We start from the raw sequence: 22,670 nt of genomic DNA, 5'->3' as shown, positions 1-22,670 counted from the left end.
CTTCCGCTCATTCAAAGCGGAAGGTTTTCCTTCGTGCCGGCGGTTTCCCCGATCAGACGGACGTCCGGCGCTTCGTGCATCCAGGTATAATAATAGTTGGCGTTTTTCCCGTATGAATTATCAATGACGGTATTCGGTTTCCCGAGAAGTGAGGACAGAATGTGGCCATGGAGCCTTGACGTTTCCACCGATTCGTACCTGCTGAAAAACAGAACCGCTTTTTTCGTCAAGAAATCGGAATAGCGTTTCCAAAACCGCGCAATCGGCAGCGGGTTTCCCGCTTTTTTATTCAAAACATTCAGCGTTTGAAAAAAAGCGATTCCCCTGCGGTCGCTTGCTGACAGCACATCCTGCCAGTCGCAGCTTTTAACGGAAGGATTGTTTTGCAGCTTCGGATTGATTTCCCCATCCGTGCGGATAAAATGAAGCCTGCCGCGTGACGGAGCCGCTGACGCCGCGATCGGATACAGCTGATGGGCCATATCAGGCATAAGCCCGATATGATTCGCCGAAAAAAAGCGTTTCGCGGTCTCGTATGACACATGATCCCTCGTAAACAGGTGGAGATCCTTGTGCCCCGCAAAAAGCGCCGATGTCTTCCCAAGCCGTGTCTCATCCTGATAATAAATGGATTGCGGCAGGATGACGATCCTGTTTTCCGGAAAGGATTGGACGATTTTTTCCCTGAACGTCTGATAGTACGGATAGAGATCCCCGAAATTTCCGCCACCCTGACAGACGATGATCGTCTTTTTGTCCGCCCGGCGCCCGAATGGAAAATTGTCGGGATTCCAGCGCTGTTTCACGCAGATGCCGTGTGCTTTAAAAAACGCCTCCGTCCCTTTCATTATCAATAAATCCCCTACATTTCCGTAGAGGGGATAGTCGGCATATATGATGTCAGATTGCGGCGGTATAACGCTGAGCAGACCCGTCAGCGTTTCTTTTAATCGGCTCATAACATGGCGGCTGTCCATGTTTTCTCCCCTTTCGTTTCAAACAGTTGCGCAAGTGCGTCAATGACACGCTGCTGATCCTCAGAACACAAGTCAGACCCGGACGGCAGACAGATGCCCCGGCTGAAAAGGTTCTCAGAGACACGCTCATGTTCGCTGTGAGGATAAAAGACGGAAGATGAGAAAAGCGGCTGCGTATGCAGCGGTTTCCACAGCGGCCGGGCCTCAATATTCTGTTCCGCAAGACAGGCGACGGCTTCTTCCGGCGTCACGCCGTTATCAAGCGTCAGAGCCGTCAGCCAGCGGTTTGAAACCGTTCCTTCAAGCTCCGGCATCATGCGGATGCCCGGATACGTTTCCAGCGCTTCCCGATACCTGTGAAAAATTTCTCTCCTCGCCCGGACGCGATCTTCAAGCACTTCCAGCTGCGATATCCCCACGCCCGCGAGAATGTTGCTGAGCCTGTAGTTATAACCGAGCTCGCTGTGCTGGTAATGAACGGCGGCATCTCTCGCCTGAGACGCAAGAAACCTCGCTTTTTCAATCGCGGCTTCATCGTCAGACACGAGCATGCCGCCTCCCGATGTTGTAATGATTTTGTTGCCGTTAAAGGAATAAATACCGAAACGGCCGAACGTGCCGCTCTGCCTGCCTTTATATGTTGATCCTAAGGACTCGGCAGCGTCTTCAATCAGACAGACGCCGTATGCGTCACAAAGGCTCATTAATTCATCCATTTTCGCGCTTTGGCCGTAAAGATTGACGGCGATCACCGCTTTCGGGAGTCTGCCGCGCCGCTTTGCATCCCGCAGCGCCCGCTCAAGCGCATCAGGCGACATATTCCACGTCTCCCATTCCGAATCAATAAAAACGGGCTCAGCCTGCTCATACACAATCGGATTCGCCGTGGCGACAAACGTAAAGGAAGGACAAAATACAGCGTCTCCTTTTTTCACACCCGCAAGCCGCAGGGCAAGATGGATGGCCGCCGTTCCCGAGCTTACGGCAGCCGCGCTTTTCACTCCCGCATATTCCGCGAGCCGCGCTTCAAACGAATTGACGAGCGGACCGAGCGGGGCAATCCAATTGGATCGGAAGGCTTCTGCGATGTATTCCTGTTCTTTTCCGCTCATATGAGGCGGAGACAAATAAATCCGTTTGTTTGTTTGCATGAAATCATCCTTTTTCATTATGGATAGGGGAGATGACGCGGGCCGGAACGCCGACCGCCGTCACATGGCCGGGAAGCCGGCTGATGACCGCAGCCCCCGCGCCGATAACGGACCAAGAGCCGATGTCAATCTGCGGTATGACGGACGCGCCGATTCCGATGTGCGTTCCTTCCCCGACTTTCACTCCGCCGGCAAGCGCCGCGCGCGGTGAAAGATGGACGTAATCTCCGATTGCATTGTCATGATCGGCAACCGCGCCCGTATTGATGATGCAATGGGCGCCGATGTCAGCGCCCGCCTGAATGACGGCGCCCGCCATCACAACCGTTCCGTGTCCGACGGAAGCCGTTTCACTGACGATCGCCCCGGGGTGAATGAGTGCGGCATAATCGTCATCTTCAAGCCCAAGCGTTTCAGCGAACTGCTTTCTGACGCCGTTGCGGCCGATGCATATCGTGAACACGGCCTCGGGGACGAGTTTCCGAAGCATGTGCACGTCTTTCGTCCGGCCCGTATATAAACCGTTCCGAACGGCAAAACCGCTGAATCCGTCATCCAATACGCCCGCAAGCTCCATATCGGAACGGGCCTGCACGATTTCCTTCACGACTTTTCCGTGTCCGCCGTTTCCGATCAGCACGATCTTTTTCACGATGACATATCTCCGCTGCCTGTGAAGCGCTTTGCCGTCACATGGCCGGCTTGGTGTATGCCTTCTGACACGAGAACTTTTTTCACTGTTAAAAGCAGAATCTTTAAGTCGAGAAGAAATGTGCGGTTGTCGACGTACCACACGTCGAGCTTGAATTTTTCCTCCCATGAAATCGCGTTTCTCCCGTTAATCTGCGCCCAGCCCGTAATCCCCGGCTTCACCTCGTGGCGCCGCGCCTGCTCCGCCGTGTAAAGCGGCAGATAATCCATCAGCAAAGGGCGGGGGCCGACCAGACTGATATCTCCTTTGAGCACATTAAAAAGCTGGGGAAGCTCATCGATGCTCAGTTTTCTGATCAGCCTTCCCGTTTTGGTCAGGCGGAGATGATCCGGAAGCAGCACACCGTTTTCATCACGCGCATCCGTCATCGTTCTGAGTTTATACAACGTAAACGGACGCCCGTTATGCCCCGGTCTCGTCTGTTTGAACAATACCGGAGACCCGATGGCGCATCTGACGGCGGCCATGGCGAAGAGAAGGATAACGCTCGCGCCGCACAATAACAACACCGCGGCCGCTATATCAAATACACGTTTCGCCTTCAAATCTGAACAGCTCCTTTCACTTTTCGGCATTTCTGTAAAGCAAGCCGCCTTTCTTCTTTCGTACAAATGAAGAAAAAAGCGAATGCGGCATAGCTTATGCATACGGCAAGCCCCGCGGCGATCAGGCCGGCCCAGCTGTCAAGCGGTGAAAACAGCCGGATACCCCGGCAGACAGCCCAGGCAAATACGGCCGCCGCCAACGGGCCGAACATGCCTTTGTAAAACGCGGTTTTCTGAAAGCCCGTAATATGCGAAACATACAGCGGCGTGAAGACGGCATTTTTCAAAATGAGCGAGACTGCACCGGCGATGGTGATGCCGTACAGCCCGAGATGTGCCGGTCCGCTGAGAACCACGGCCAATATGACATTCAGTCCGCCTAAACATAAAGTAACGACGGCGGGCGTTTTTTGTTTATTAAAAGCCGTCCATACGTAAAAAAGCGGCATGACAGAGAGACTGACCGCCAAATACGCGGCGTGAATGTATAAAAGCGGCGCCGTCTGCACAAACGACGGGCCCAGCCAAATCGCCAGAAACGGTTCGGCGAGCCCTCCTAATAATGCGGCGGGAAGCGCGAGCAGAAGCCCGTTCAGCCGCACGGCCTTATTGGCGTAAGACAGGAGGCCTTCCATATCGCCTTTTGAATAGTAGGAAGTCAAAACCGGCGCAAACAGTGAAGCAAGCGTCCCGGCAAGACTTCTGAGCAGGAGCGGGAATTGAATAATCGCCGCATAGACACCCGCTTCAGACGGCCCCAGCACGAGGTTGGCCGTCATGAGGTCAATCTGCAGAAACAGCAGCACGCCGATCTGGTTGACAGAACTCCAGGCACCGGCCGAAAACAGCACTTTGCTCGTCTGTAATGACAAGGTTTTACGGCTGAAAGAAAACCACGGAATCAATTTCTTAAAAAAGAAAAAAGTCAGCACGGCCGCACAGACGGCTCCCGCTAATGCCGAAAGCTGGATCTGCCAGATTTTCGGCGGCAGGCACGTAAACAGAGCGAGCACACACAGCACCCTGACCAGCATTTGCACGGCCTGAATGGAGCTTGTGATATAAAGCTTGTTGGCGAAAAACGGCCCCGTCGCGAACCCCGCCATAAAAAACGTCAGCATAAACAGCACGCTGCCGATCACGATAGAGAGCCTCACATCCGTTAAGAGCCCGGCCGGTACATTCATAATCTTGTCAATAAAAAAAGCCGTCCCGGCGAGCGGCACAGCGAGCAATAGAGATATCACGACAGACGCGGCTAAATAATTGCTTACATACGCATTGGCCTCGTCCTTGTTCCCCCTGTGGGCGGCGACGGAGAAAAACCTCACAACGACAGAGCTCAGCGCAACGGTAATTATAGAGAAATAGTTAATGATATTCTGTGTCAGATGGACAAACCCAAAAGCCTCCACACCTAATGTTTTCACAATAAAGGGAGTCATCCACACTGATAAAAACACCGATAGTAAAAACGCCGTCACATTGGCGCCGAAATTAATGGCAAATTTCATGCTCCTTCCGCACTGCCTTTCTCTTTCGATTTCCGTTCGAAAAACGCATGCAGAAGAAGAGGAAGGCGCATTTTGCACAGGCCGAGCACCACGCGCTCCCCCGCCAGCAGCTGTTTATGGCGGCACGGCGTCCTGCGCACCGCCGTTTTTACCATGTCATACGTTAAGATTCTGCCGATGTGCGCCGTAATCTGGTGTGACGGCTGCGGCGCGGCGCATGCGTTGGCGATCAGCATCGGAATCTGATGCTTGCACAAATATGTATCGATATCGCTCCGGCAGGCGTCCGTCAGCCCGTTTTCCTCATAAAAAGCCATTTTCGCTTTATATTGCTTTTGCAGTTCTTGATCTAAGTGGGGCTTAAACGGTGTTTCTGTAAGACTTTGCGGATTTTCCCGGTAGATATACAGCCCTTCGTCTATCACTTTGACACGCGCGGCTTGGCGGAACGCTGCCAAGTTAAACGGAGAGTCCTCGGCAAAACGGATATCTTCATGGAACAACAGCCCTTGCAATGCTTCTCGCCAGTATATATAGCGCCACACATACCAAATAAACCGATGTTCGTGCGCGCGTGTCAGCAATGCAGTCATTTCATCCGCTGTGAAGACGCGGCCCGCCGGAATGGACGGCGGCATATATGTTCTTTCTTTAGACGGCGTTTCCTTATAATAACCGCAGCCGGCGATATCCAGCCGGTTCTTCTCCGCTTCTTCATAAAGCCGCTCGAACATCGTTTCCGTCACATAGTCATCGCCGTCCGCAAAACCGATATAACGGCCGCGGGCGGCTTTTATTCCGGCATTGCGGGCCGAGCTGAGGCCGCCGTTTTCTTTATGAATCACCCGGATCCTCGTATCTTCTGCGGCGAATTGTTCGGCAATCCGGCCTGACTGATCCGGTGAACCGTCATTGACAAAAATGATTTCGATGTCTCTCAGCGTCTGTTTTGTTAAAGAAACCGCGCATTCTTTAATAAAAGGCTCTGTCTTATACATCGGCACGATCACGCTCACAAGCGGCGCGGTCATTGGGCATCACCGCTGATTTTCGAGCGCAGCCCGGCAAAATAAACACTTCGCAATGAACCGCCTTCCTCATGCTTGCCGCTGAGCAGCCGGTTTACGGCGGACGTTACGGCTTCAGGGTCGGGACGTTCAAGCAATGTCATGTTCGGTATGTTTTTCAGCCATTGATAGCCTTCCATTACCTTATGATCAAACGAACGAATGACGACACAAGGCGTTTTCGTCAGCGCACAAAAAATCATCCCGTGAAGTCTGTCAGTGACGACGGCCTCCGCGCCTTTCAGCGTATTCCAAAGCGTTTCCAGCTCCTTTTCGCGTGTATGGCGGCTGACCCTCCGGCCGACCGTCGTGGTAAAGGAATGCAGCTCTCCGTACTCTTTTGCCAAAGCTTCTTTTACCGTCGTTCTGTCCTCAGCCGTCAGCGCACTCTCCTTATCCTCCCGTAAACAGAGGTAGATCCCTTCCCTCGGGATGCGCCGCTCGCTTTTATCCAAATATAAGACCATGTCAGGCTGTTTGAGCACTGTTTTTCCGGGAAAATGACGCTTCATCCATTGATACGTCGTCTCATCTCTCGCCATTAACAAAAGGTCAGGATGCGCATTGTACACTTTTCGGGCGCGCTTCAGTTCCTTCCGTCCCTTTTTTGATTCAGAAAAGTGAGCCGTCGCCGGAAGCTGAACGATCCGATATTGCCGGAATGTTTTTATGATAAAGCGGCGCGTCCATTCCTCATACCGGTACAAATCCCCCATGTTCCCGCCGCCGATGATGAATACCATATCATCGGGGTGGCGCTTTTTGATCAGCGCCTTTGCCGATCTGTATATATCCTTCATATCCACTTCAATGATGTCAAAGTCGGGATACTCCCGTTCAAGAAACGTTTTGCTTGCGTAGGCGATGGCGTGATCACCGAGATTATCGTGGGACGGGAGCAGCGTCAGAATGATCTTTTTTCTTGCCGCTGAAAGCCCCGCCCCATCCGCTGCCGTTCCGAAATGAAATTGGGACGGGTATTTGACCTTAAGCAACAGCCATTCCGCGAGATTGATTTTTAAAGATTGTATCGACATGTCTTCACCCTCTGATTTTCATTTTGTACTCGATTGCCCGCTGATATGCGGCTGATGCCAGCGACACAAACGGAATCAGCTTCAGCTTCGCCAAAAGCAGAAGGCATGAACGTTTGGCGTCAAACGGCGCCGTTCCGGTTTTGGAAAGGCTCAGGCGAAACACGGGATCAGCGCATATCCGGCTGATATTCTTCCATTTCTCAGAAAACCGGCCGCCGTTATTCCGCTTCCATTCATTCAGCAGGCAGACTGTTCCGTGCTGAACGATGAAAAAATCCAGCTCCTGCCGGTATTCCTGTAAGCAGCCGTTTTCACGCAAAAAAGCCTCGTTCAGCCGATAGAGAACGAGACCTGAGTCAAACAGCTTTTTCTGATAGCTTTGCACAATGGAAGTCAAGTGAATCCAATAATGATAGAGCGGCTGATCCACGTACGAGACCGCACCTGCGAAAACATGCGCCCTGAGGCTGAAGTACTGATCCTCCACATGCTCCAGCTCATCACGAAGCGGAAAGCGCAGCTGATGATGCTCGATCATCGTTCTCTTGTACAGCTTGTTCCATGAAAAACCGCTGACTCTTCCTTCAAATAAATCTTTCAGGTACCGTTGTTTCGGGCGGCCCGCGTACGCTGAAGCGATCGTTGAAACGGCGGTTTTCCCCGTATCCGCAAATTCGGCCGCATATTCGCAAATCACGAGATCAGCCTGATCAGCCTTCGCTTTTTTATACATGCTGAGGCAATAATCAGGTTCAACCCAGTCGTCCGCATCAATAAAAGCGATAAATTCGCCGCGCGCCGCCTCGATTCCCCTGTTGCGGACCGCGCCGAGCCCCCGGTTTTGCTGATGAATGACCCTGATTCTCTCATCCCGCTTCTGATAGGTTTCAAGAATCGCCGGGCTTTGATCCGTTGACCCGTCATTAACGGCCACGATTTCGATATTGGCGAGCGACTGATTGAGCAATGAATCTAAGCATCTTTCTAAATAAGTTTCCGTATTATACACAGCAATTAATAAACTGACCGCGGGTGTTTCCATATAAACCTCCAGTGTCCATTACCGGGAAAAAATCGTTCTGTACGGAAGCACAGACGAATCGACCGGCATAAGCAAGTAACTGTAAAGAAAATAACAGACAATAATGGCGATATAAATCAGCGCATTTGATTTTTCATCAAAAATCCTCACAAAATAAGGGATCAAGATCATTTGATACAGGCCGAAATATATATTAAACCGGGCAAAAATAACATCCTTTGTCGCCAAAAGACCGAAGAGCAGGCCGAGCAGACAGAAATTCACGATGACATCAATGTCAGGCCAGAGCTTCCGCAGCCGCTCCCGATAGCAGAAAGCCAAAAACAGCGGCAGAAGCAGCACCGCGATTTTTACGACGTTCATCCCGTTCGTATTGGTCATCAGCCATTTCTCATAATGGCCGTACGAGCTGTTTTCCAGCACGACGACAAACAGCGAAATGAACTTCTGATACAGAAACGTCATAAGAAGAAACAATGCCGACAGTCCGAAAATCGCGGGCGACCAGGCTCTTTTTCTGACGAGAAAATAAACCGGAATCATAATCAGCGCTGAGGAATGAAAAAGCGAACACAGCAGCACGATTGACATATAACGCTTCCAGCTTCCGCTGATCACGTAGCGGACGGCCCAAAACAAAACGGCCGCCACCATATACTGCCTGATCCCGTTAAAGGAAGCATAATAGTGATACGTGCCCAAAAACAAAAACACACTCAGCTCAAACGGACGGCCGAACTCAACGAGCCCCTTTAAAATAAAGCTGCACGTCACGACCGCCACGGTGAAATACATGATTTGCGGATCTTTCGTGATAAAATTCATGAGCCAGATGAGAGCCGTAAACCCCGGATCAACGGCTGCTTTTTTCGCTCCGAACCCGAAGATCTCCCAAATGCTGCCGTAATTTCCCGCCAGCTTGTACATCAGCGCGTACGTCTGAAAATCCGTCCCGACTCTGTAGCGCAAACCGGAGACCAATACGAGCGATAGCAGCGGAACGATCATGACGAGCTGATTCGGCCGGTATCCAGTCGAAAGCGATTGATCACGCCCGCCGCACATTTTCGCGAACCATGACCAAATATACACAATTCCCATATTGACTACGTATACAATCATTCGTTACTGTTCCTTTTTCCAATTCATATTGTAAAGCTTCATAACAGCCCCCGCATTTTCTCCCGCGTCATATCCCTGCCGTCTGAGGGTTTCTTTAATGCGCGCCCCGTCAGGCTTTGTCGCCTCTGCTGCCCGTAAAACCACGGATGCCCATTGTCGGGGCGGTTCTTTAAGGCTGAGCCTTTTGACCAGCCCGAGCCCGGCATCGGCTTCTTCCGTTATGCCGTCTGATATCACGCACGGCACCCCGGAGGCCTGCGCTTCAACGAGCGTGACAGGCAGCCCTTCATAAAGAGACGGCATGACAAATACATCCAGCGTTTTCAGCAGGGCATGAACGCGTTCTTCTATGCCGATAAAACGCACATCATCATCAAGCCCCAGCTTCGCCGCCAGATTTTCCATGTCGGTGCGAAGCGGACCGTCTCCGGCGAGAATCAGCTGTAAACCGATGCCCCGCTCTTTCATATCAGCGGCCAGCCGGAGCAGAAATTCGTGGTTTTTTTCTTCTGTAAAGCGGCCGATATGGCCGATCACCAAACGGCCGTCTGCAATGCCCCGCTTCCTTTTTTCAGCTTCTGTGTCCGCGCACCCGCCGGCAAATAAGTCGAGATCAATGCCGTTCGGCAAAAGATGCACGTCTTTTTCTTTCCCGAATAAGAAACGGCCCGCGTCTTTTCCGCAGGCGCACAGTGCCGTGGCGTTTGCCGTAATCAGCCGTCTGAAAACAAACAGCTGCATCCCGGCAAGCCGCGACGCCCGCCCCCGCCACGACGTACTGTGCGAATGGCAGATCCGCACCGGGACGCCGGCTAAACGAGCGGCAAGCGCGATGAATCCAGACTGAAAATCGGTATGGGCGTGCACGGCGGCAAACGGGCCTTTTTCCTGAATCACCCGCTTGACCTGTTTTACAAATGTAATCGGGTTTGTGCTGCCGATGCTCGGCACATAAAAAAGCCGTCCGCCGAGAGCGAGAATTTCCTCATCATAAGCGCACGGATCGTTCCTATGGGTTAAAAAATCAAACTGCACCTTCGTTCTGTCCATCTTCCGGTACAAATTCATCATCATCGTTTCTGCGCCGCCCCTGTTCATCCCGCTGAAGATGTGCAGCACCCGCATCGGTTTGTCAGTCATGTTCGGCAAGCCCTTCTTTTTGGCGGATGTCCCTGTTTTTATGATAACGGTTCATGACCGCGGGCGGCGTAATGGCGCGGATGAGCGGTTTTGCGATATACGCGTAATGGGAAAGCGGCAGCTTCAGCCGTCTGCACGCCTGAAAAACGAGCACCGCATTATCAATGGAATACGTAAACGATCTCCTTTTAAACGCATCACTGTCCTCTCTTACTTTATACAGCGTTTCTTGGAGATTGTATCCCCGGAAACCCGCTTCAAAAAAGCGCAGCCACAAATCAATATCCTCCATCCGCCGCGTCCGCCTGACTGACCGGTAGCCGCCAAGCGCTTTGTACGCTTCAGCTCGCATCATAATGGTGCCGTGGCAGAACGGTGTGCCTTTCGCCATAATTCCCGGTTTCGGCACGGGCGGCAAAAGCCGGGCGCCCCTTACACCGAATTCGTCAAATACGAGCATGCCCGTGCCTACGACTTGATAGTGGGCGTGCTTGTTTAAGAAAGCGGCCTGTTTTTCCAGTCTCCTCGGGTTGGAGATGTCATCACCGTCCTGCCTGGCGATATAATCCCCCGTTGCGTATGTCAGACAGCGGTTAAGCGAAGCGGCAAGCCGTTGATTTGTCTTATTTTGAATCAGCGTAATCCGGTCGCCGTAATGATCCGCGTAACGGCGCGCAATCTGATACGTTCCGTCAGTTGACGCGTCATCACACATGATCAGTTCCCAATTCTTATACGATTGGCTCAGGATGGATTCAATACTCTCCGCTAAAGTCTCTTCGCAATTATAAATTCCCATGATGACGGAAATTTTCGGTTGTGCTCCTGCATTCATACGCTTTTCTCCTTTTTATCCATATAACCGGCGTAAATGTTCGCCATTTCCTTTACCGTACGTGTTTCTGAAAAACATTCCGCCGTCCTGCGCCCTTCTTGTCCCATTGCTTTTCGCAGCCCCGGGGAGCGGTACAGCTTTTCAATCCGATCGGCAAACGCCGCGCTGTCCCCGGCCGGCACGAGAAAACCGTTCACGCCGTCTTCGATGATCTCGCGGTGCCCCCTGTTGTCCGCGGCAACGGCGGGCTTTTCGGCAGCCATTCCTTCAAGCAGATTCATGCCGAGTCCTTCGCGGATGCTTGAGGCGACAGACAGATCAGCAAGCTGAATCAGTTCATGAATATCGCGGCAAAAACCGTAAAACCGCACCATGTCGGATACACCGAGTGATTCAGCCTTTTTTCTGTACGGCTCTTCCATCGCGCCTTCTCCGGCAAATACGAGTTTCAGCTCCGGGATGCGGTTCTTCAGCAGTGCCGCAGTCTCAATGAGAAGTCCCTGGTTTTTATTGCCGTTTAATTCAGCGGGGTATACGAGAATAAATTCCCCGGCGCCGAAGCCGTGTTTTTCTCTCAGACGTTCACTCTCTTCCCGGCTCACAGGGCGAAACCTGTCTGTATTCACCCCGATGCCGTGTATTTTTTTCGCGCTGCAATCTGTTTTTTTCATTTGCTTGGCCCGTTCGTAATCCTCTTCATTAATCGTAATCAGACAATCCGTATAAGAAGAAAGAAATTTTTCGATCGGGTAATAAAGAAGCCAGTTTTTCAGAGGCGCTCCGTCGCAGAAGTGAAAGCCGTGCGCGGTGTACAGCACCTTTGTCCCTTTTTGGCGCGCTTGTCTCGCCGCAAGGCGTGCAAGCACGCCGCCGACCGGCGTATGACAGTGAATCATGTCGTAGCCGTTGTCCTGAATGAGCCGTTTCAGACGCCTGTAAACAGAAAGATTTTCGGGATGAAACGGCGAGCGCCGGATCGGAATGGAAAACTTTTCATCAACGAACGGAAGATTCATATTGCCGCCTGCCGCGACGTGCACCTCCCAGCCCATATCCTGAAACCATTGAAAATACGGAAGATGAAAGGCTTTAAAATGATAATCGACTGTGGCGCAGAATAATACTTTTTTCGTCATCTTTCTGTCCTCCCATCACACGCCTGCGGCCGCTTCTTCATGTACTGATTCGATCGCCTCAAACAGCCTTTTTCTCAGCTCTTCTTCAGGCAGACGGCTGAATTCCTCCATAAAACGGATGAGCACGGCCCAATTCCCGTCCACCGCTTTCCCGATATGGATTTTCGGAAAAATCTGCTCCGTATGTACTTCATTATGATTCAGCAATTCTTCATACATCTTTTCTCCCGGACGGATGCCGGAGAATTCGATGGGAATCTGTTCTGTCGTATAGCCTGATAAATGAATCAGGTTTTTGGCCAGATCGACGATTTTGACGGGTTCTCCCATATCCAGAACGAAAATCTGCCGCCCTTTTGCAAGCGCCCCCGCCTGAATGACGAGTCTTGACGCTTCGGGGATCGTCATAAAATATCTTGTCATCGCCGGATGCGTGACGGTGACGGGTCCGCCTTTTTCAATCTGCTTTTTGAAAATCGGAATGACGCTGCCGCGGCTTCCGAGCACATTTCCGAAACGGACGGCGGCGAATTTGGTGCGGCTGATCTTTCCGAGGTTCATGATGACCATTTCCGCAAACCGTTTCGTCGCGCCCATGACATTGGCCGGATTGACCGCTTTGTCAGAAGAAATCAGCACGAATGTTTCCGTTCCGCACATGTCGGCGGCTTCGGCGACATTTTTCGTGCCGATGATGTTGTTTTTAACGGCTTCTTCCGGATTATGTTCCATTAACGGCACATGTTTATGGGCAGCCGCATGATAGACGACGTGCGGCTCGTATTTTTTCATCAAAGTAAAGATTTTATCTCTGTCCTGAATATCGGCGATCTCCGCGTGAAAGAGCACCTCTTTGCCGAAGCGTGCGGACAGCTCGGTATGTACGGAATGAATGCTGTTCTCCCCGTGGCCGAGAAGGACGATTTCCCGCGGAAGAAACGCGCTGATCTGGCGGCAGATCTCAGAACCGATTGAGCCGCCGGCGCCCGTGACCAGAATCGTTTTTCCCTTGATGCTGTCAGAAATTTTGCTCGTATCAAGGGTGACCGGCTTTCTGCCGAGCAGATCTTCGGCTTTTACATCCCTGATGTGTCCGGCAGCCTGCGTTCCGAGCAGGATCTCATCAAATTGCGGCATGATTTTAATATGGGCGCCCGTCTGCACACATTCTTTGTATAACGTCTGAAGCTCATGGGTGCAAAGAGACGGAATGGCGATGATAATATGGTGAATTCTCAGCCTCTGCACCGCCGGCATAATGCTTTCTTTTCCGCCGATGACGGGCAGGCCCATGATTTCGAGCTTATGCTTCGTCTGATCATCATCAATAAAAGCCACAGGCATGATTCCGAGATCGTTTTTCTGGGTAAGCTGACGGACGAGCAGCGTCCCTCCCGCACCTGCGCCGATGATCAGCGCCCGGGAAGAGTCATTTTGCTTCCTGCCGATCGTTTCTTTCAGCACCCGTGAAATCATCCGGCTTCCTCCGATGAACAATAGCTGAACCATCCAGCTGACGGCCAACAGCCGGAACAAAATCGTGTGGAACACCCCGTATTGGACGGCGGCTGTCACAGCTGCGGACAGCGTGATCCCCTTCAGCAGATCAAGCAGCTCGCCTATTCCCGTGTACGTCCATACCTGCTTATACTGGTGAAACATAAAAGCGCATACATGATGGCTGATCAGCATGCTCACGGCAGTCAGCAGCAACGCTCCGGAGTCATAAAAGTGATAAGAATCCTCAAAAAATTGATATCCTATAACAACGGAAAGTAAAACGAGATACGTATCCAATGCAAAAATCATTGAAAGTCTTCTCCGGTAAGTCAATCTTTCCCCTCCTCATTTATCGGTTTAGCTGATACGGTTTTCGTAAAAAAACAGACATAACAGCTAAGCCGATAACAATGCATCATCTTAAGATAAATTGGGCATTTAACCCGTCCTCACACCCCGCCACCGACGACCAGCATCTAAGGCAGCGAAAAACGCCGCCCACAGCAGAGCCGAGTGCCTCCGTTGATAAAGGTAAGGAGACATCACCTGCACCGCTCAATACGAGTAGTGCTCCGTTTTTTTGATTTTCTTTTTATTCAGCAGCGCCCCCAAAAGCTTTGCCTTTGACTGCTGGAGCGCGTCTCTCGCCTTTTGGACGGTATCCATTTTCGTTTTTCCGCTCAAGACGACGAGAACGCTTCCATCTGTCTGGTTCGCTAAAATCTGTCCGTCCGCCACCGCCAAAAGCGGAGGTGAATCGAAAATAACCAGACTGTACCGGCTGTACATCTCCTGAATCAGCTCTCCCATCGCCTTTGAAGATAAAAGCTCAGCCGGATTCGGCGGCGTCGGCCCGCTCGTTAAGACATAGAGGTTGTCAATCAGCGTTTTTTGCACCGTTTCGCCGAGGGAAGCGTTTCCGACTAACACATTCGTCAGGCCTTGTACATTTTCAAGCTGATAGGTCTCGTGTATCGTCGGTTTTCGTAAATCCGCATCGACGAGCAGCACCTTTTTTTCCTGCTGCGCAAATACCGCGGCAAGGTTGGCGGCGCTGAATGATTTTCCTTCTCCCGGAACGGAAGAAGTGACGAGAATAGAGCGCAAATGGGTCTGAACAGAGGAGAACTCAATATTTGTCCGAATGGTGCGGTATTGTTCAGCCACCAATGATTTGTGATGTAAAACGGATATTTGAGCCAGTCCCCTTCTTGATTTCTTTTTTCTGAATCCCAAACGCCTCACTCCCCGAAATGTTTTTCATCAGACCGTGTCTGCTGATTTTTGATGTCATACACAACCCCTAAAACAGGCAAGTCTGTTTTTTCGCTGAGCTGCCGCTCGCTTTTAACGGTTTCATCAAGAAAATGGAGAAAAAACGCAAGCGTCACACCCGCCATGAGAGCCGCACCGAACGCCATCATGATATTCCTGATGCGCGAAGGCTTGACCATCGGGCTTTCCGATGCTTTTGCCTCAGACAAAACAATGACGCCTTTTATATTCATCCTGTCACGGACTTCTTTTTTAAATGTCTTCATCAGCGTGTTCGCTATAGCGGCGGCCTGTTTCGGGTTCTCGTCCTGCACCGCTACGGTAATGATCTCTGAATCGGTTTCGCTGCTTGTCGTGATCTTTGCTTTTAAAGCGGATGCCGTCTCAGAAAGATGCAGCGTCTGTTTCACTTTCTCAAGCACTACCGGGCTTTTCATTATCGTTTGAAACGTATTGTTGTAATGAAGATTCAGCTGAACGTCGCTGAGATTCGAATTTTTTTCACCGCTTGTTTCATGAATGAGCACTTGGGTCGATGACTGATAAACGGGCGAAATCACCCGGAATTGGATGTATCCCGTCACCAGCGTTACAACTGCTGTCATGATAAAAATCAGTAAAAGTCTGTGTTTAATAATGTCAAATAATTCTTTAAAACTCATATTCTCATTCATGTAATTACAGCCTCATCCTTATTGCATCAGGCTTAAACGCCCCCTTCTGTTAATGATTGGATTATAAAAGAAAAGGTCGAAATTTGAAAATTTCAAATTAAGCCATTTGGTTCTTTTTAGAGAACATTATCATGATTTTCCTCTTATTTACTGCACTTACCTTATAATTTTAAATTTTATAAAGAACGAAAAATTTCTTATAATGAACAAAAAAATGCCAGTATACAGGGGAGAATTCAGCACAATGATTGGAAGAATAATTCGTTTATACCGCAGAAGAAAAGGCTACTCTATTAATCAGCTAGCAGTTGAAGCAGGTGTCTCTAAATCTTATTTAAGCAAGATAGAACGGGGGGTTCACTCAAATCCGTCCATCCAGTTTCTGAAAAAAGTATCCGCCACCCTGCAGGTCGATCTGACGGAGCTTTTTGATGCCGAAACGATGCTGCATCACATGGGAGACACGGAAGATGAGTGGCGCATCCACCTTGTGCAGGCCGTGCAGTCAGGCATGCCGAAAGAAGAACTGTTCACCTTTACGAACAAACTGACTGAAAAACGCCCGGAGCCCGCACCCTACCGCAACAGAAAACTGACTGAATCCAACATTGAGGAATGGAAAGCGCTGATGCAGGAAGCCAAAGAACTCGGCTTGTCCGTTCAGGAAGTCAGATCATTTTTAGAACGGAAGCGTTACTAATGATATGCTGATGAAAAGGCTTTTATTCGCTTCATGTCTTCATCTCTGTTTATAATGAAAAGAAAAAAGGGGATGAAATGATGACAAAACTTACCGTTCAAACCCGCTTCGGCGCACTGAAAGGAACTGCCGGCCGCGGCGTCCGCACATGGAAGGGCATACCGTACGCGAAGCCGCCCGTCGGAGAGCTCAGATTTAAAGCGCCGGAGCCGCCCGCACCTTGGGACGGCGTAAAACATGCCGACTCGTTCGGGCCGATTTGTCCGCAGCCGGATGATATGCTGTCTATATCGTTTTCCGGAGATATACCGGCTCAATCTGAAGATTGCCTTTACCTCAATGTTTTCGCCCCCGATTCAGAGGGCGAAAAAAAGCCTGTCATGGTATGGATACACGGCGGGGCATTTTATTTAGGTGCCGGAAGCGAACCGCTTTACGACGGATCTGCCCTTGCCGCTGACGGAGATGTCATTGTAGTGACACTCAATTACAGGCTCGGACCGTTAGGCTTTTTACATTTGTCTTCTATTCATGACGCGTATTCCTCCAATATCGGGCTGCTCGATCAGATCGCCGCGCTGCGCTGGGTGAAGGACAATATCTCCGAATTCGGAGGAGACCCGGATAACGTCACGATATTTGGTGAATCGGCAGGCGGCATGAGCATCGCCTCCCTTATGGCAATGCCTGACGCAAAAGGCCTGTTTCATAAAGCCATTTTAGAAAGCGGCGCCTCTCATACGATCCCGGCGGACATGGCAAAAGACATCGCGGCGGCATTTATTCATGAAGCCGGCACTGATCAATTGCAGGAGCTTTCCGTTAATGACCTGCTTAAGACTGCGGATAAAGTGCGGCGCTCACTAGATCAAAACATTTTCCAGCTTTTGTTTCAGCCCGCCATCGATCCGGCCACATTGCCTGCGGAACCGGTGAAAGCCATAGCAGACGGGGCCGCAGAAGGCATACCTATGATTATCGGAACCAATCGTGATGAAGCATATTTGTTTTTCACCCCTGATACAGATATTCATTCCGAGAAAAAGCAGCAAGATTATTTGCATTATCACCTCGGAGAAAACTGCACCGAGCAAGCGGCAGATTTATATCCGCATTCATTAAAGGGACAAATCGATATGATGACGGATCTGATTTTCTGGCGGCCGGCTGTCGCTTTCGCACAAGGACAGTCCCAGCATGCACCGGTCTGGATGTACCGCTTTGATTGGCATGGCGAAACACCGCCGTTTCATAAAGCCGTTCACGCTCTGGAATTGCCGTTTGTGTTCGGAAACTTTGATTCTTTGAGAAAGACGCTGCAAGAACCGCTCGGTGACGACGCAGAACAGCTTTCCAAACAAATCCAATCCGCATGGCTCGCTTTTGCAAAAACCGGAAACCCGAACACCTCTCACTTCAATTGGCCTGAATATGAAACCGATTCACGCGAAACTTTGCTTTTCAACACGGATACCGCTGTCGAAAGTGATCCCGATGCAGCAAAACGCCGCATCCTGTTTCAAGCATAAAAAACGCCAAGGGAGCCGGCTCCCTTGGCGTTTCGTTTTCATCTTACTTCAGACATCGCAGAATATCCGTTTCCACATTACCCCTGATATGTTATATTCTAACCCAATAAGTTAAACAAACATTCATAAAGGAGTTTTTATATGGAGAAATCAAGTATTATCGGCACAGCTGCCGTTATAATTGGGGCGCTTATGACCTTAGTTTCATTTATCTTCCTGCGCGACACTGATTTCTATGCTGTGAGGTGGATAGGGGTTGTTATCATGGTTGCAGGGTTTTCATGCGGGCCGGCCCACACCATTTCAAAACATAAAAACAAACATGAAAAAGAAACCCGGTAACCTTTACTGGGTTTCTTTCATACACTTCATTTCATCTCACTTCATAATGCAACTCCGCAAATTGCTTATAGCGCCTGACATCAGTCAGCTTCAGCCCTGTCTCCCGGTCTCCGGGTTTGAACAAAGAAATTCCGCGGCCGAGCAGAACGGGGGCGATCTGAATGATAAACTCATCGACAAGTTTTTCCTCCAAAACCGGGTGCAGCAGATCACTCCCGCCGACAATCCAAATCCGCTTGCCTTCTTGGCGTTTCAATGCTTTTATAAAATCGGCAGGCTCTTCATGAATAAACCGCACATGTTCAGTGCACCCGGTCAATGTCCGCGAAAACACATAGCATTCTTTACCTTTGTACGGAAATTCCTCAGGCAATAAAACCAATATTTCTTCGTATGTTTTTCTGCCCATGATGATCGTATCGACAGATTCATAGAAAGCTTCATAATCGGTGCCGTCTTCACCTTCAGTTCCGATTAACCAATCTAAAGAGTGATTTTCCCGCGCAAGATAGCCATCTGCGCTGACAGCTCCGTAAAAAACGAGCTTTCTTTGACCGCTCATAAAAATCCCTCCCCCTTTTTTATTATACCTTGAACATGCGGATGAAATGAAAAATGATAGAACCGGATAAAAACCCCTGCTACCGGGTTTTCGTTTCTTCCTGCTTTGGAGATGCTGTTAATATGCCGTCTATCCATCTTCCGGTAATCGGCATAAAGAAATGAAGGATGATCCCGCCTAAACAAACGGTTAATAACGTTCCGATGCCTACCGGACCTTTTAGCATCACGGCCAGTATGAAAAATATGAAGTAAATGACCGTTCTTGAAAAAAAGATGCTTCTCCCGGTTAAATCGCGGACAATTAGCGTTAACCGATCAACCGGGATCGGGGCGAAATTTGTGTGCAGATAGGTTGCGGTTCCTATCCCTATCACAACTAAACCGATTGCAAAACAGCCCGCTTTTCCGTACCATAGTTCAGGCGTTATGACTCGATGCAGAAAAAAAAGCCACATATCAATCCCGATTCCCGTTATAAACGCCGTAATCATCCCTGAAAATTCCGGCCTTTGCCTTTTTAACATTGAATTACAGCAAATTAACAGGAAAGCGATGATGATTTCCCAGCTTCCCACGGTAAGCCCTGCATGGACGGACAATCCCACAATAAGCGCATCAAAAGGCGACGTTCCAAGATCTGATTGAATCGTGACAGAAATACCAAAGGTCAAGATCATGATTCCTAAAACATAAAAAACATATTTCACTTTATCGTCCTCATTTTCTTATTTTATGTTGCAAATACAACAAAATTACGGTATGTTTACTATACGGTATTTTCATTGCAAATACAACAAAAAATCAGCTGATATGATAAATGAAGAAAGGAGCTGTATGACCATGAGTATTCAATTAAAAAAGTGCAGCCTTAACGATATTACAGAGCTCCGGGAGATAAGCATTGAAACATTCAATGATACATTTAAGGATCAAAATTCACCTGAAAATATGAAAGCTTATTTGGAAAATGCATTCCGCTCTGAACAGCTGAAAAAGGAATTATCCAATCTGTCTTCTCAATTCTATTTTGTTTATTATCATGATGACCTTGCGGGGTATATAAAAGTCAACATGAACGAAGCACAGTCAGAAAAAATGGGGGAAGATTCTCTTGAGATTGAGAGAATTTATATAAGAAAAAACCATCAGAAACACGGGCTTGGCAAATATCTGCTGAATGAAGCTGTGAAAATCGCAACAGCACACAATAAAAAGAACATCTGGCTGGGCGTATGGGAAAAAAACGAAAATGCAATCGCCTTTTATCAAAAAATGGGGTTTGTCCAAACCGGAGAACACTCTTTTTATATGGGGGATGATAAACAAGTCGACTTTATCATGACCAAAACCCTCTCGTAAAAGGATACAAAAAAACCCGGACAAGCTGCCGGGTTTTTTCTCTTATTTTAATTTTCCCGCGCGAATATCATCGGTCATTCCTTCGTACGGCGCTTCTGAAATCAATGTTTCGTTATTGATTCCCGCATTGTTGAGATACGTAATATCCGCAAACTCGGGAACGACATATTTCGGGTATGTTTCATATTTCTCACGTGACTCTTTCATCACGTCAATGTAATCATTTTGGTAGCACACCGTGATTTCCGGATGCTCATGCACCCATTTCGGGAAGAAAATAATTCCGTGCATCCGTTTTTCATTCGGCATAAAGTTTAAGGAAACGTCTGTGCCTGTCGGTTCAGTCCATGACACTTTGTATACGCCTTCTGTCAGCTTGACGATATTCACTTCCTGATCGCGCACCCAGCGGCCGCCTACCATTCCGCTATGAATCCGATAGTCGATCGTATGATCATTTTTAATATAGATTTCATACTCCCAGCCGTTTTCATACGTGTAAATCATATGGCTTCCGATAAAGTTTTCCATGTTGACTCACTCTCCATATTATTATTGAACTTCATAAATATCTAACCGAATGTCATCCGGCAATCTGACCGCAGCCCCGATAAACAGCCGGTCCTGCAGAAACTGATATGCCTCACTGCTTGTTTCAAACACAGGCACAGTGCGGAAATACACGTGCTCGGGATCAATGATGCGCCCCTCTGCAGCCTGTTGGCGGAACGGTTCACTGACTTGGCGGATGCCGTTGTTCTCTACATAGATGACTTCATGCTCCTCCGTCTCCAGCGCATATCTGGCAGAAAGATCGACCCGGCCGTTCGGACGGATGATCTGGGCATCTGCCCCGCCCGGAAGCACACGTCCCTTTACGGCGCCGCTGACCGTTCCGCCCCGTATCGGAATCAACTGCCTTTTCCCTAATCCAGTCTGCCCCGCAACGATCGGTTCATCCACTTCAATCTGCAGAGACATCACTTTTTTTAAAGAAGGTTCCTTCAAGACGTATCACCTCCCGAGTTATTATGTTTACTTAAACATGTAACTATTTACACATTTAATTGTAACGCTGTTAAAATGGACTGTCAAATAATGAGCTGTTTCCGGTTATGTTTTACAGTGTTCAATAAAAAAAGACAAGGGCGGCACATGCCGAAATCCTTGTCTTTTTCATTTGCTGTATGCTCATATCAAAAAACGCCAGACGAGCGTCTTCTTAGTAATCGCAATCTCTATCTCTGCATTCTTTCTTTCTTACAGCGTCTATTGAGTGCCCCATGATCTTGTCATTTGCCTTATCATACATACCATCGAATTTATTCGATGTATCACCGTTGTAATAGCCAAATACCTCTATCCCGCCCATTGGATCTATTTCGTATTTATCTTTAAATGTAACGTTATGTATGCCTTCATAATTCGCTTTGATAAATTTCTCCATTCGTTCTTGCACAATCTTTATCTCTTCAGCCTAAACATTTTTATCATTCATACTCTTCATTATAAAACCTACGGCTGCTATAAAAATAACTATCAAGATAATAATGTATTTTTTCACAGAATCATCCGTTCCATGAGTTATGATGAAGTTCGCGGACTAGAAAAAATGACCGGTGACATCCGCTGCATTTAGGCGTCTTAAGATTTTTCTTCAGTGTCCACAGAGGATCATATAAGCGGCATTCCAGAGTACTTCTTTATTCCAGCGTCTTTTTTAGTATTCACATTCTTTTTCCTGACATTCGGGTTTCTCTTCAGCATCGACTGACGAAACTCCTATTTCATCATTCGTTTTGTCATAAAGTCCGAAAAATTCTTTTTCCTTATTACCATTCAAGTATCCCTTCACGGAAATACCACCCATAGGATTTATTTTATAATCGTTAATGTATGTAATTTGCTTTATATTTTTGTAATTAGCTTTTATAAAGCTTTCCATTTTATTTTTCGCTTGGATAAAAAGTTCTTGTTCTGCTTCTTTTTTATCATGTTGGTACTTCATGTAGATACTTCCTGACGCTATAGTTATTACAAATATCAGGACAATCATGTATTTCTTCACAGACTCATCCTTTCTTAAATTAAATTTACATTAACCTCAGAGTGTTGTACATGTCTAAAAAACATCAATGTATCAAATATCAGTGATCGAGATTACTTTTATATAAGCGTTAGTTAGACTAGCCTAAAGGGTGTGTGAACTTCTAAAAAAGTTTATAGTCAGATCGAGATTTAATGAAGGAGAAGGGAATTCAAAGCCAGAAGGAATTGGCTGATTTAGTTGGTTCAACTGAGGTTATGATAAGCAGATTTAAAACAAATACAAGATATGATATCACAACACTATTCATTATTAACAGAGGATTAAAAAATGTACCTATGAAAAATTTGTTTTATGTCCAGGAGATTAGAGGAAGAGCAATACAACAAAATTAGCCCAGCT

General features: G+C 48.6%; 26 protein-coding genes. 5 read left to right on the top strand and 21 right to left on the bottom strand.

From position 1 onward, the window contains the following. Positions 1–11: 11 nt before the first annotated feature. From ACNFN4_RS08245 to ACNFN4_RS08175, 15 genes are all read right to left on the bottom strand, one after another. Complete coding sequence (locus ACNFN4_RS08245; RefSeq protein ID WP_448200116.1) at positions 12–977, bottom strand: polysaccharide pyruvyl transferase family protein; 966 nt, start codon at positions 975–977, stop codon at positions 12–14. Further along, positions 956–2,128: an aminotransferase class I/II-fold pyridoxal phosphate-dependent enzyme gene (locus tag ACNFN4_RS08240; RefSeq protein ID WP_014418926.1), complete on the bottom strand. Its 1,173-nt coding sequence runs from the start codon at positions 2,126–2,128 to the stop codon at positions 956–958. Before ACNFN4_RS08240 ends, ACNFN4_RS08245 begins: the two co-directional genes overlap by 22 nt. Positions 2,129–2,132: 4 nt before the next feature. Next, complete coding sequence (locus ACNFN4_RS08235) at positions 2,133–2,780, bottom strand: acetyltransferase (RefSeq protein WP_448200115.1); 648 nt, start codon at positions 2,778–2,780, stop codon at positions 2,133–2,135. Next, positions 2,777–3,385 carry a sugar transferase gene (locus ACNFN4_RS08230; protein ID WP_007407383.1) on the bottom strand — a complete coding sequence of 203 codons (609 nt, stop codon included), beginning with the start codon at positions 3,383–3,385 and terminating at the stop codon, positions 2,777–2,779. Before ACNFN4_RS08230 ends, ACNFN4_RS08235 begins: the two co-directional genes overlap by 4 nt. Then, on the bottom strand, positions 3,382–4,899 hold the full coding sequence (locus ACNFN4_RS08225) for an MATE family efflux transporter (RefSeq protein ID WP_014721830.1): 1,518 nt from the start codon (positions 4,897–4,899) through the stop codon (positions 3,382–3,384). The genes ACNFN4_RS08230 and ACNFN4_RS08225 overlap by 4 nt, the downstream gene beginning before the upstream one ends. Beyond that, on the bottom strand, positions 4,896–5,930 hold the full coding sequence (locus ACNFN4_RS08220) for a glycosyltransferase (RefSeq protein ID WP_448200114.1): 1,035 nt from the start codon (positions 5,928–5,930) through the stop codon (positions 4,896–4,898). Before ACNFN4_RS08220 ends, ACNFN4_RS08225 begins: the two co-directional genes overlap by 4 nt. Further along, complete coding sequence (locus tag ACNFN4_RS08215) at positions 5,927–7,003, bottom strand: polysaccharide pyruvyl transferase family protein (RefSeq protein WP_021495230.1); 1,077 nt, start codon at positions 7,001–7,003, stop codon at positions 5,927–5,929. Before ACNFN4_RS08215 ends, ACNFN4_RS08220 begins: the two co-directional genes overlap by 4 nt. Before the next feature lie 4 nt (positions 7,004–7,007). Then, positions 7,008–8,045 carry a glycosyltransferase family 2 protein gene (locus ACNFN4_RS08210; protein ID WP_103526608.1) on the bottom strand — a complete coding sequence of 346 codons (1,038 nt, stop codon included), beginning with the start codon at positions 8,043–8,045 and terminating at the stop codon, positions 7,008–7,010. 18 nt (positions 8,046–8,063) lie between these two features. Continuing rightward, complete coding sequence (locus ACNFN4_RS08205; RefSeq protein ID WP_007613926.1) at positions 8,064–9,167, bottom strand: EpsG family protein; 1,104 nt, start codon at positions 9,165–9,167, stop codon at positions 8,064–8,066. A 3-nt stretch (positions 9,168–9,170) separates the two neighbouring features. Beyond that, complete coding sequence (locus tag ACNFN4_RS08200) at positions 9,171–10,307, bottom strand: glycosyltransferase family 1 protein (protein WP_448200113.1); 1,137 nt, start codon at positions 10,305–10,307, stop codon at positions 9,171–9,173. Next, complete coding sequence (locus tag ACNFN4_RS08195; protein WP_012118512.1) at positions 10,300–11,142, bottom strand: glycosyltransferase family 2 protein; 843 nt, start codon at positions 11,140–11,142, stop codon at positions 10,300–10,302. The genes ACNFN4_RS08200 and ACNFN4_RS08195 overlap by 8 nt, the downstream gene beginning before the upstream one ends. Then, positions 11,139–12,278 (bottom strand): glycosyltransferase family 4 protein, encoded by a 1,140-nt coding sequence (locus ACNFN4_RS08190; protein ID WP_014418934.1) that lies wholly within the window; start codon positions 12,276–12,278, stop codon positions 11,139–11,141. The genes ACNFN4_RS08195 and ACNFN4_RS08190 overlap by 4 nt, the downstream gene beginning before the upstream one ends. A gap of 15 nt (positions 12,279–12,293) precedes the next feature. After that, on the bottom strand, positions 12,294–14,111 hold the full coding sequence (locus ACNFN4_RS08185; protein ID WP_021495233.1) for a polysaccharide biosynthesis protein: 1,818 nt from the start codon (positions 14,109–14,111) through the stop codon (positions 12,294–12,296). A gap of 222 nt (positions 14,112–14,333) precedes the next feature. Further along, entirely contained in the window at positions 14,334–15,014 is a 681-nt protein-coding gene (locus ACNFN4_RS08180; RefSeq protein WP_007407393.1) for a CpsD/CapB family tyrosine-protein kinase, read from the bottom strand. A 5-nt stretch (positions 15,015–15,019) separates the two neighbouring features. Next, a complete protein-coding gene (locus tag ACNFN4_RS08175; protein WP_007613932.1) occupies positions 15,020–15,727 on the bottom strand; it encodes a YveK family protein in 708 nt (235 codons plus the stop codon). Between the two features lie 244 nt (positions 15,728–15,971). Here ACNFN4_RS08175 and slrR point away from each other — a divergent pair, with 244 nt between their 5' ends. The 3 genes from slrR to ACNFN4_RS08160 all read left to right on the top strand — a co-directional run bounded on the left by slrR (position 15,972) and on the right by ACNFN4_RS08160 (position 18,298). Then, the gene (gene slrR, locus ACNFN4_RS08170; protein WP_007407395.1) at positions 15,972–16,427 is read left to right on the top strand and encodes an HTH-type transcriptional regulator SlrR; all 456 of its coding nucleotides are present in this window, start codon (positions 15,972–15,974) and stop codon (positions 16,425–16,427) included. Positions 16,428–16,507: 80 nt separating this feature from the next. Further along, positions 16,508–17,956 carry a carboxylesterase/lipase family protein gene (locus ACNFN4_RS08165; protein ID WP_072177062.1) on the top strand — a complete coding sequence of 483 codons (1,449 nt, stop codon included), beginning with the start codon at positions 16,508–16,510 and terminating at the stop codon, positions 17,954–17,956. A gap of 141 nt (positions 17,957–18,097) precedes the next feature. Continuing rightward, positions 18,098–18,298: a hypothetical protein gene (locus ACNFN4_RS08160; RefSeq protein WP_014418938.1), complete on the top strand. Its 201-nt coding sequence runs from the start codon at positions 18,098–18,100 to the stop codon at positions 18,296–18,298. Between the two features lie 31 nt (positions 18,299–18,329). Here the strand turns inward: ACNFN4_RS08160 and ACNFN4_RS08155 are convergent, their stop codons facing one another. Together ACNFN4_RS08155 and ACNFN4_RS08150 are read right to left on the bottom strand one after the other, a co-directional pair. Then, positions 18,330–18,860 (bottom strand): dihydrofolate reductase family protein, encoded by a 531-nt coding sequence (locus tag ACNFN4_RS08155; protein ID WP_017418861.1) that lies wholly within the window; start codon positions 18,858–18,860, stop codon positions 18,330–18,332. 79 nt (positions 18,861–18,939) lie between these two features. Next, on the bottom strand, positions 18,940–19,569 hold the full coding sequence (locus tag ACNFN4_RS08150) for a YczE/YyaS/YitT family protein (RefSeq protein ID WP_014305880.1): 630 nt from the start codon (positions 19,567–19,569) through the stop codon (positions 18,940–18,942). A gap of 133 nt (positions 19,570–19,702) precedes the next feature. Here ACNFN4_RS08150 and ACNFN4_RS08145 point away from each other — a divergent pair, with 133 nt between their 5' ends. Beyond that, the gene (locus ACNFN4_RS08145; protein ID WP_021495236.1) at positions 19,703–20,221 is read left to right on the top strand and encodes a GNAT family N-acetyltransferase; all 519 of its coding nucleotides are present in this window, start codon (positions 19,703–19,705) and stop codon (positions 20,219–20,221) included. 42 nt (positions 20,222–20,263) lie between these two features. Here the strand turns inward: ACNFN4_RS08145 and ACNFN4_RS08140 are convergent, their stop codons facing one another. The 4 genes from ACNFN4_RS08140 to ACNFN4_RS08125 all read right to left on the bottom strand — a co-directional run bounded on the left by ACNFN4_RS08140 (position 20,264) and on the right by ACNFN4_RS08125 (position 22,229). Further along, complete coding sequence (locus ACNFN4_RS08140; RefSeq protein ID WP_014305882.1) at positions 20,264–20,752, bottom strand: phenolic acid decarboxylase; 489 nt, start codon at positions 20,750–20,752, stop codon at positions 20,264–20,266. A 21-nt stretch (positions 20,753–20,773) separates the two neighbouring features. Next, complete coding sequence (locus ACNFN4_RS08135; RefSeq protein WP_094296313.1) at positions 20,774–21,229, bottom strand: DUF3237 domain-containing protein; 456 nt, start codon at positions 21,227–21,229, stop codon at positions 20,774–20,776. A gap of 214 nt (positions 21,230–21,443) precedes the next feature. Beyond that, the gene (locus tag ACNFN4_RS08130; RefSeq protein WP_311689479.1) at positions 21,444–21,689 is read right to left on the bottom strand and encodes a DUF1433 domain-containing protein; all 246 of its coding nucleotides are present in this window, start codon (positions 21,687–21,689) and stop codon (positions 21,444–21,446) included. A gap of 252 nt (positions 21,690–21,941) precedes the next feature. Next, entirely contained in the window at positions 21,942–22,229 is a 288-nt protein-coding gene (locus tag ACNFN4_RS08125) for a DUF1433 domain-containing protein (RefSeq protein WP_025649313.1), read from the bottom strand. Positions 22,230–22,462: 233 nt separating this feature from the next. On the opposite strand from ACNFN4_RS08125, the gene ACNFN4_RS08120 reads away from it, so the two are divergent. Further along, complete coding sequence (locus tag ACNFN4_RS08120) at positions 22,463–22,663, top strand: transcriptional regulator (protein ID WP_076983211.1); 201 nt, start codon at positions 22,463–22,465, stop codon at positions 22,661–22,663. The last annotated feature ends 7 nt before the right edge of the window (positions 22,664–22,670 follow it).

This window comes from Bacillus sp. N1(2025), from assembly GCF_053470005.1.
The sequence above is the reverse complement of the archived record's forward strand: the minus strand, read 5'-3'. Positions and strand labels throughout refer to the sequence as shown.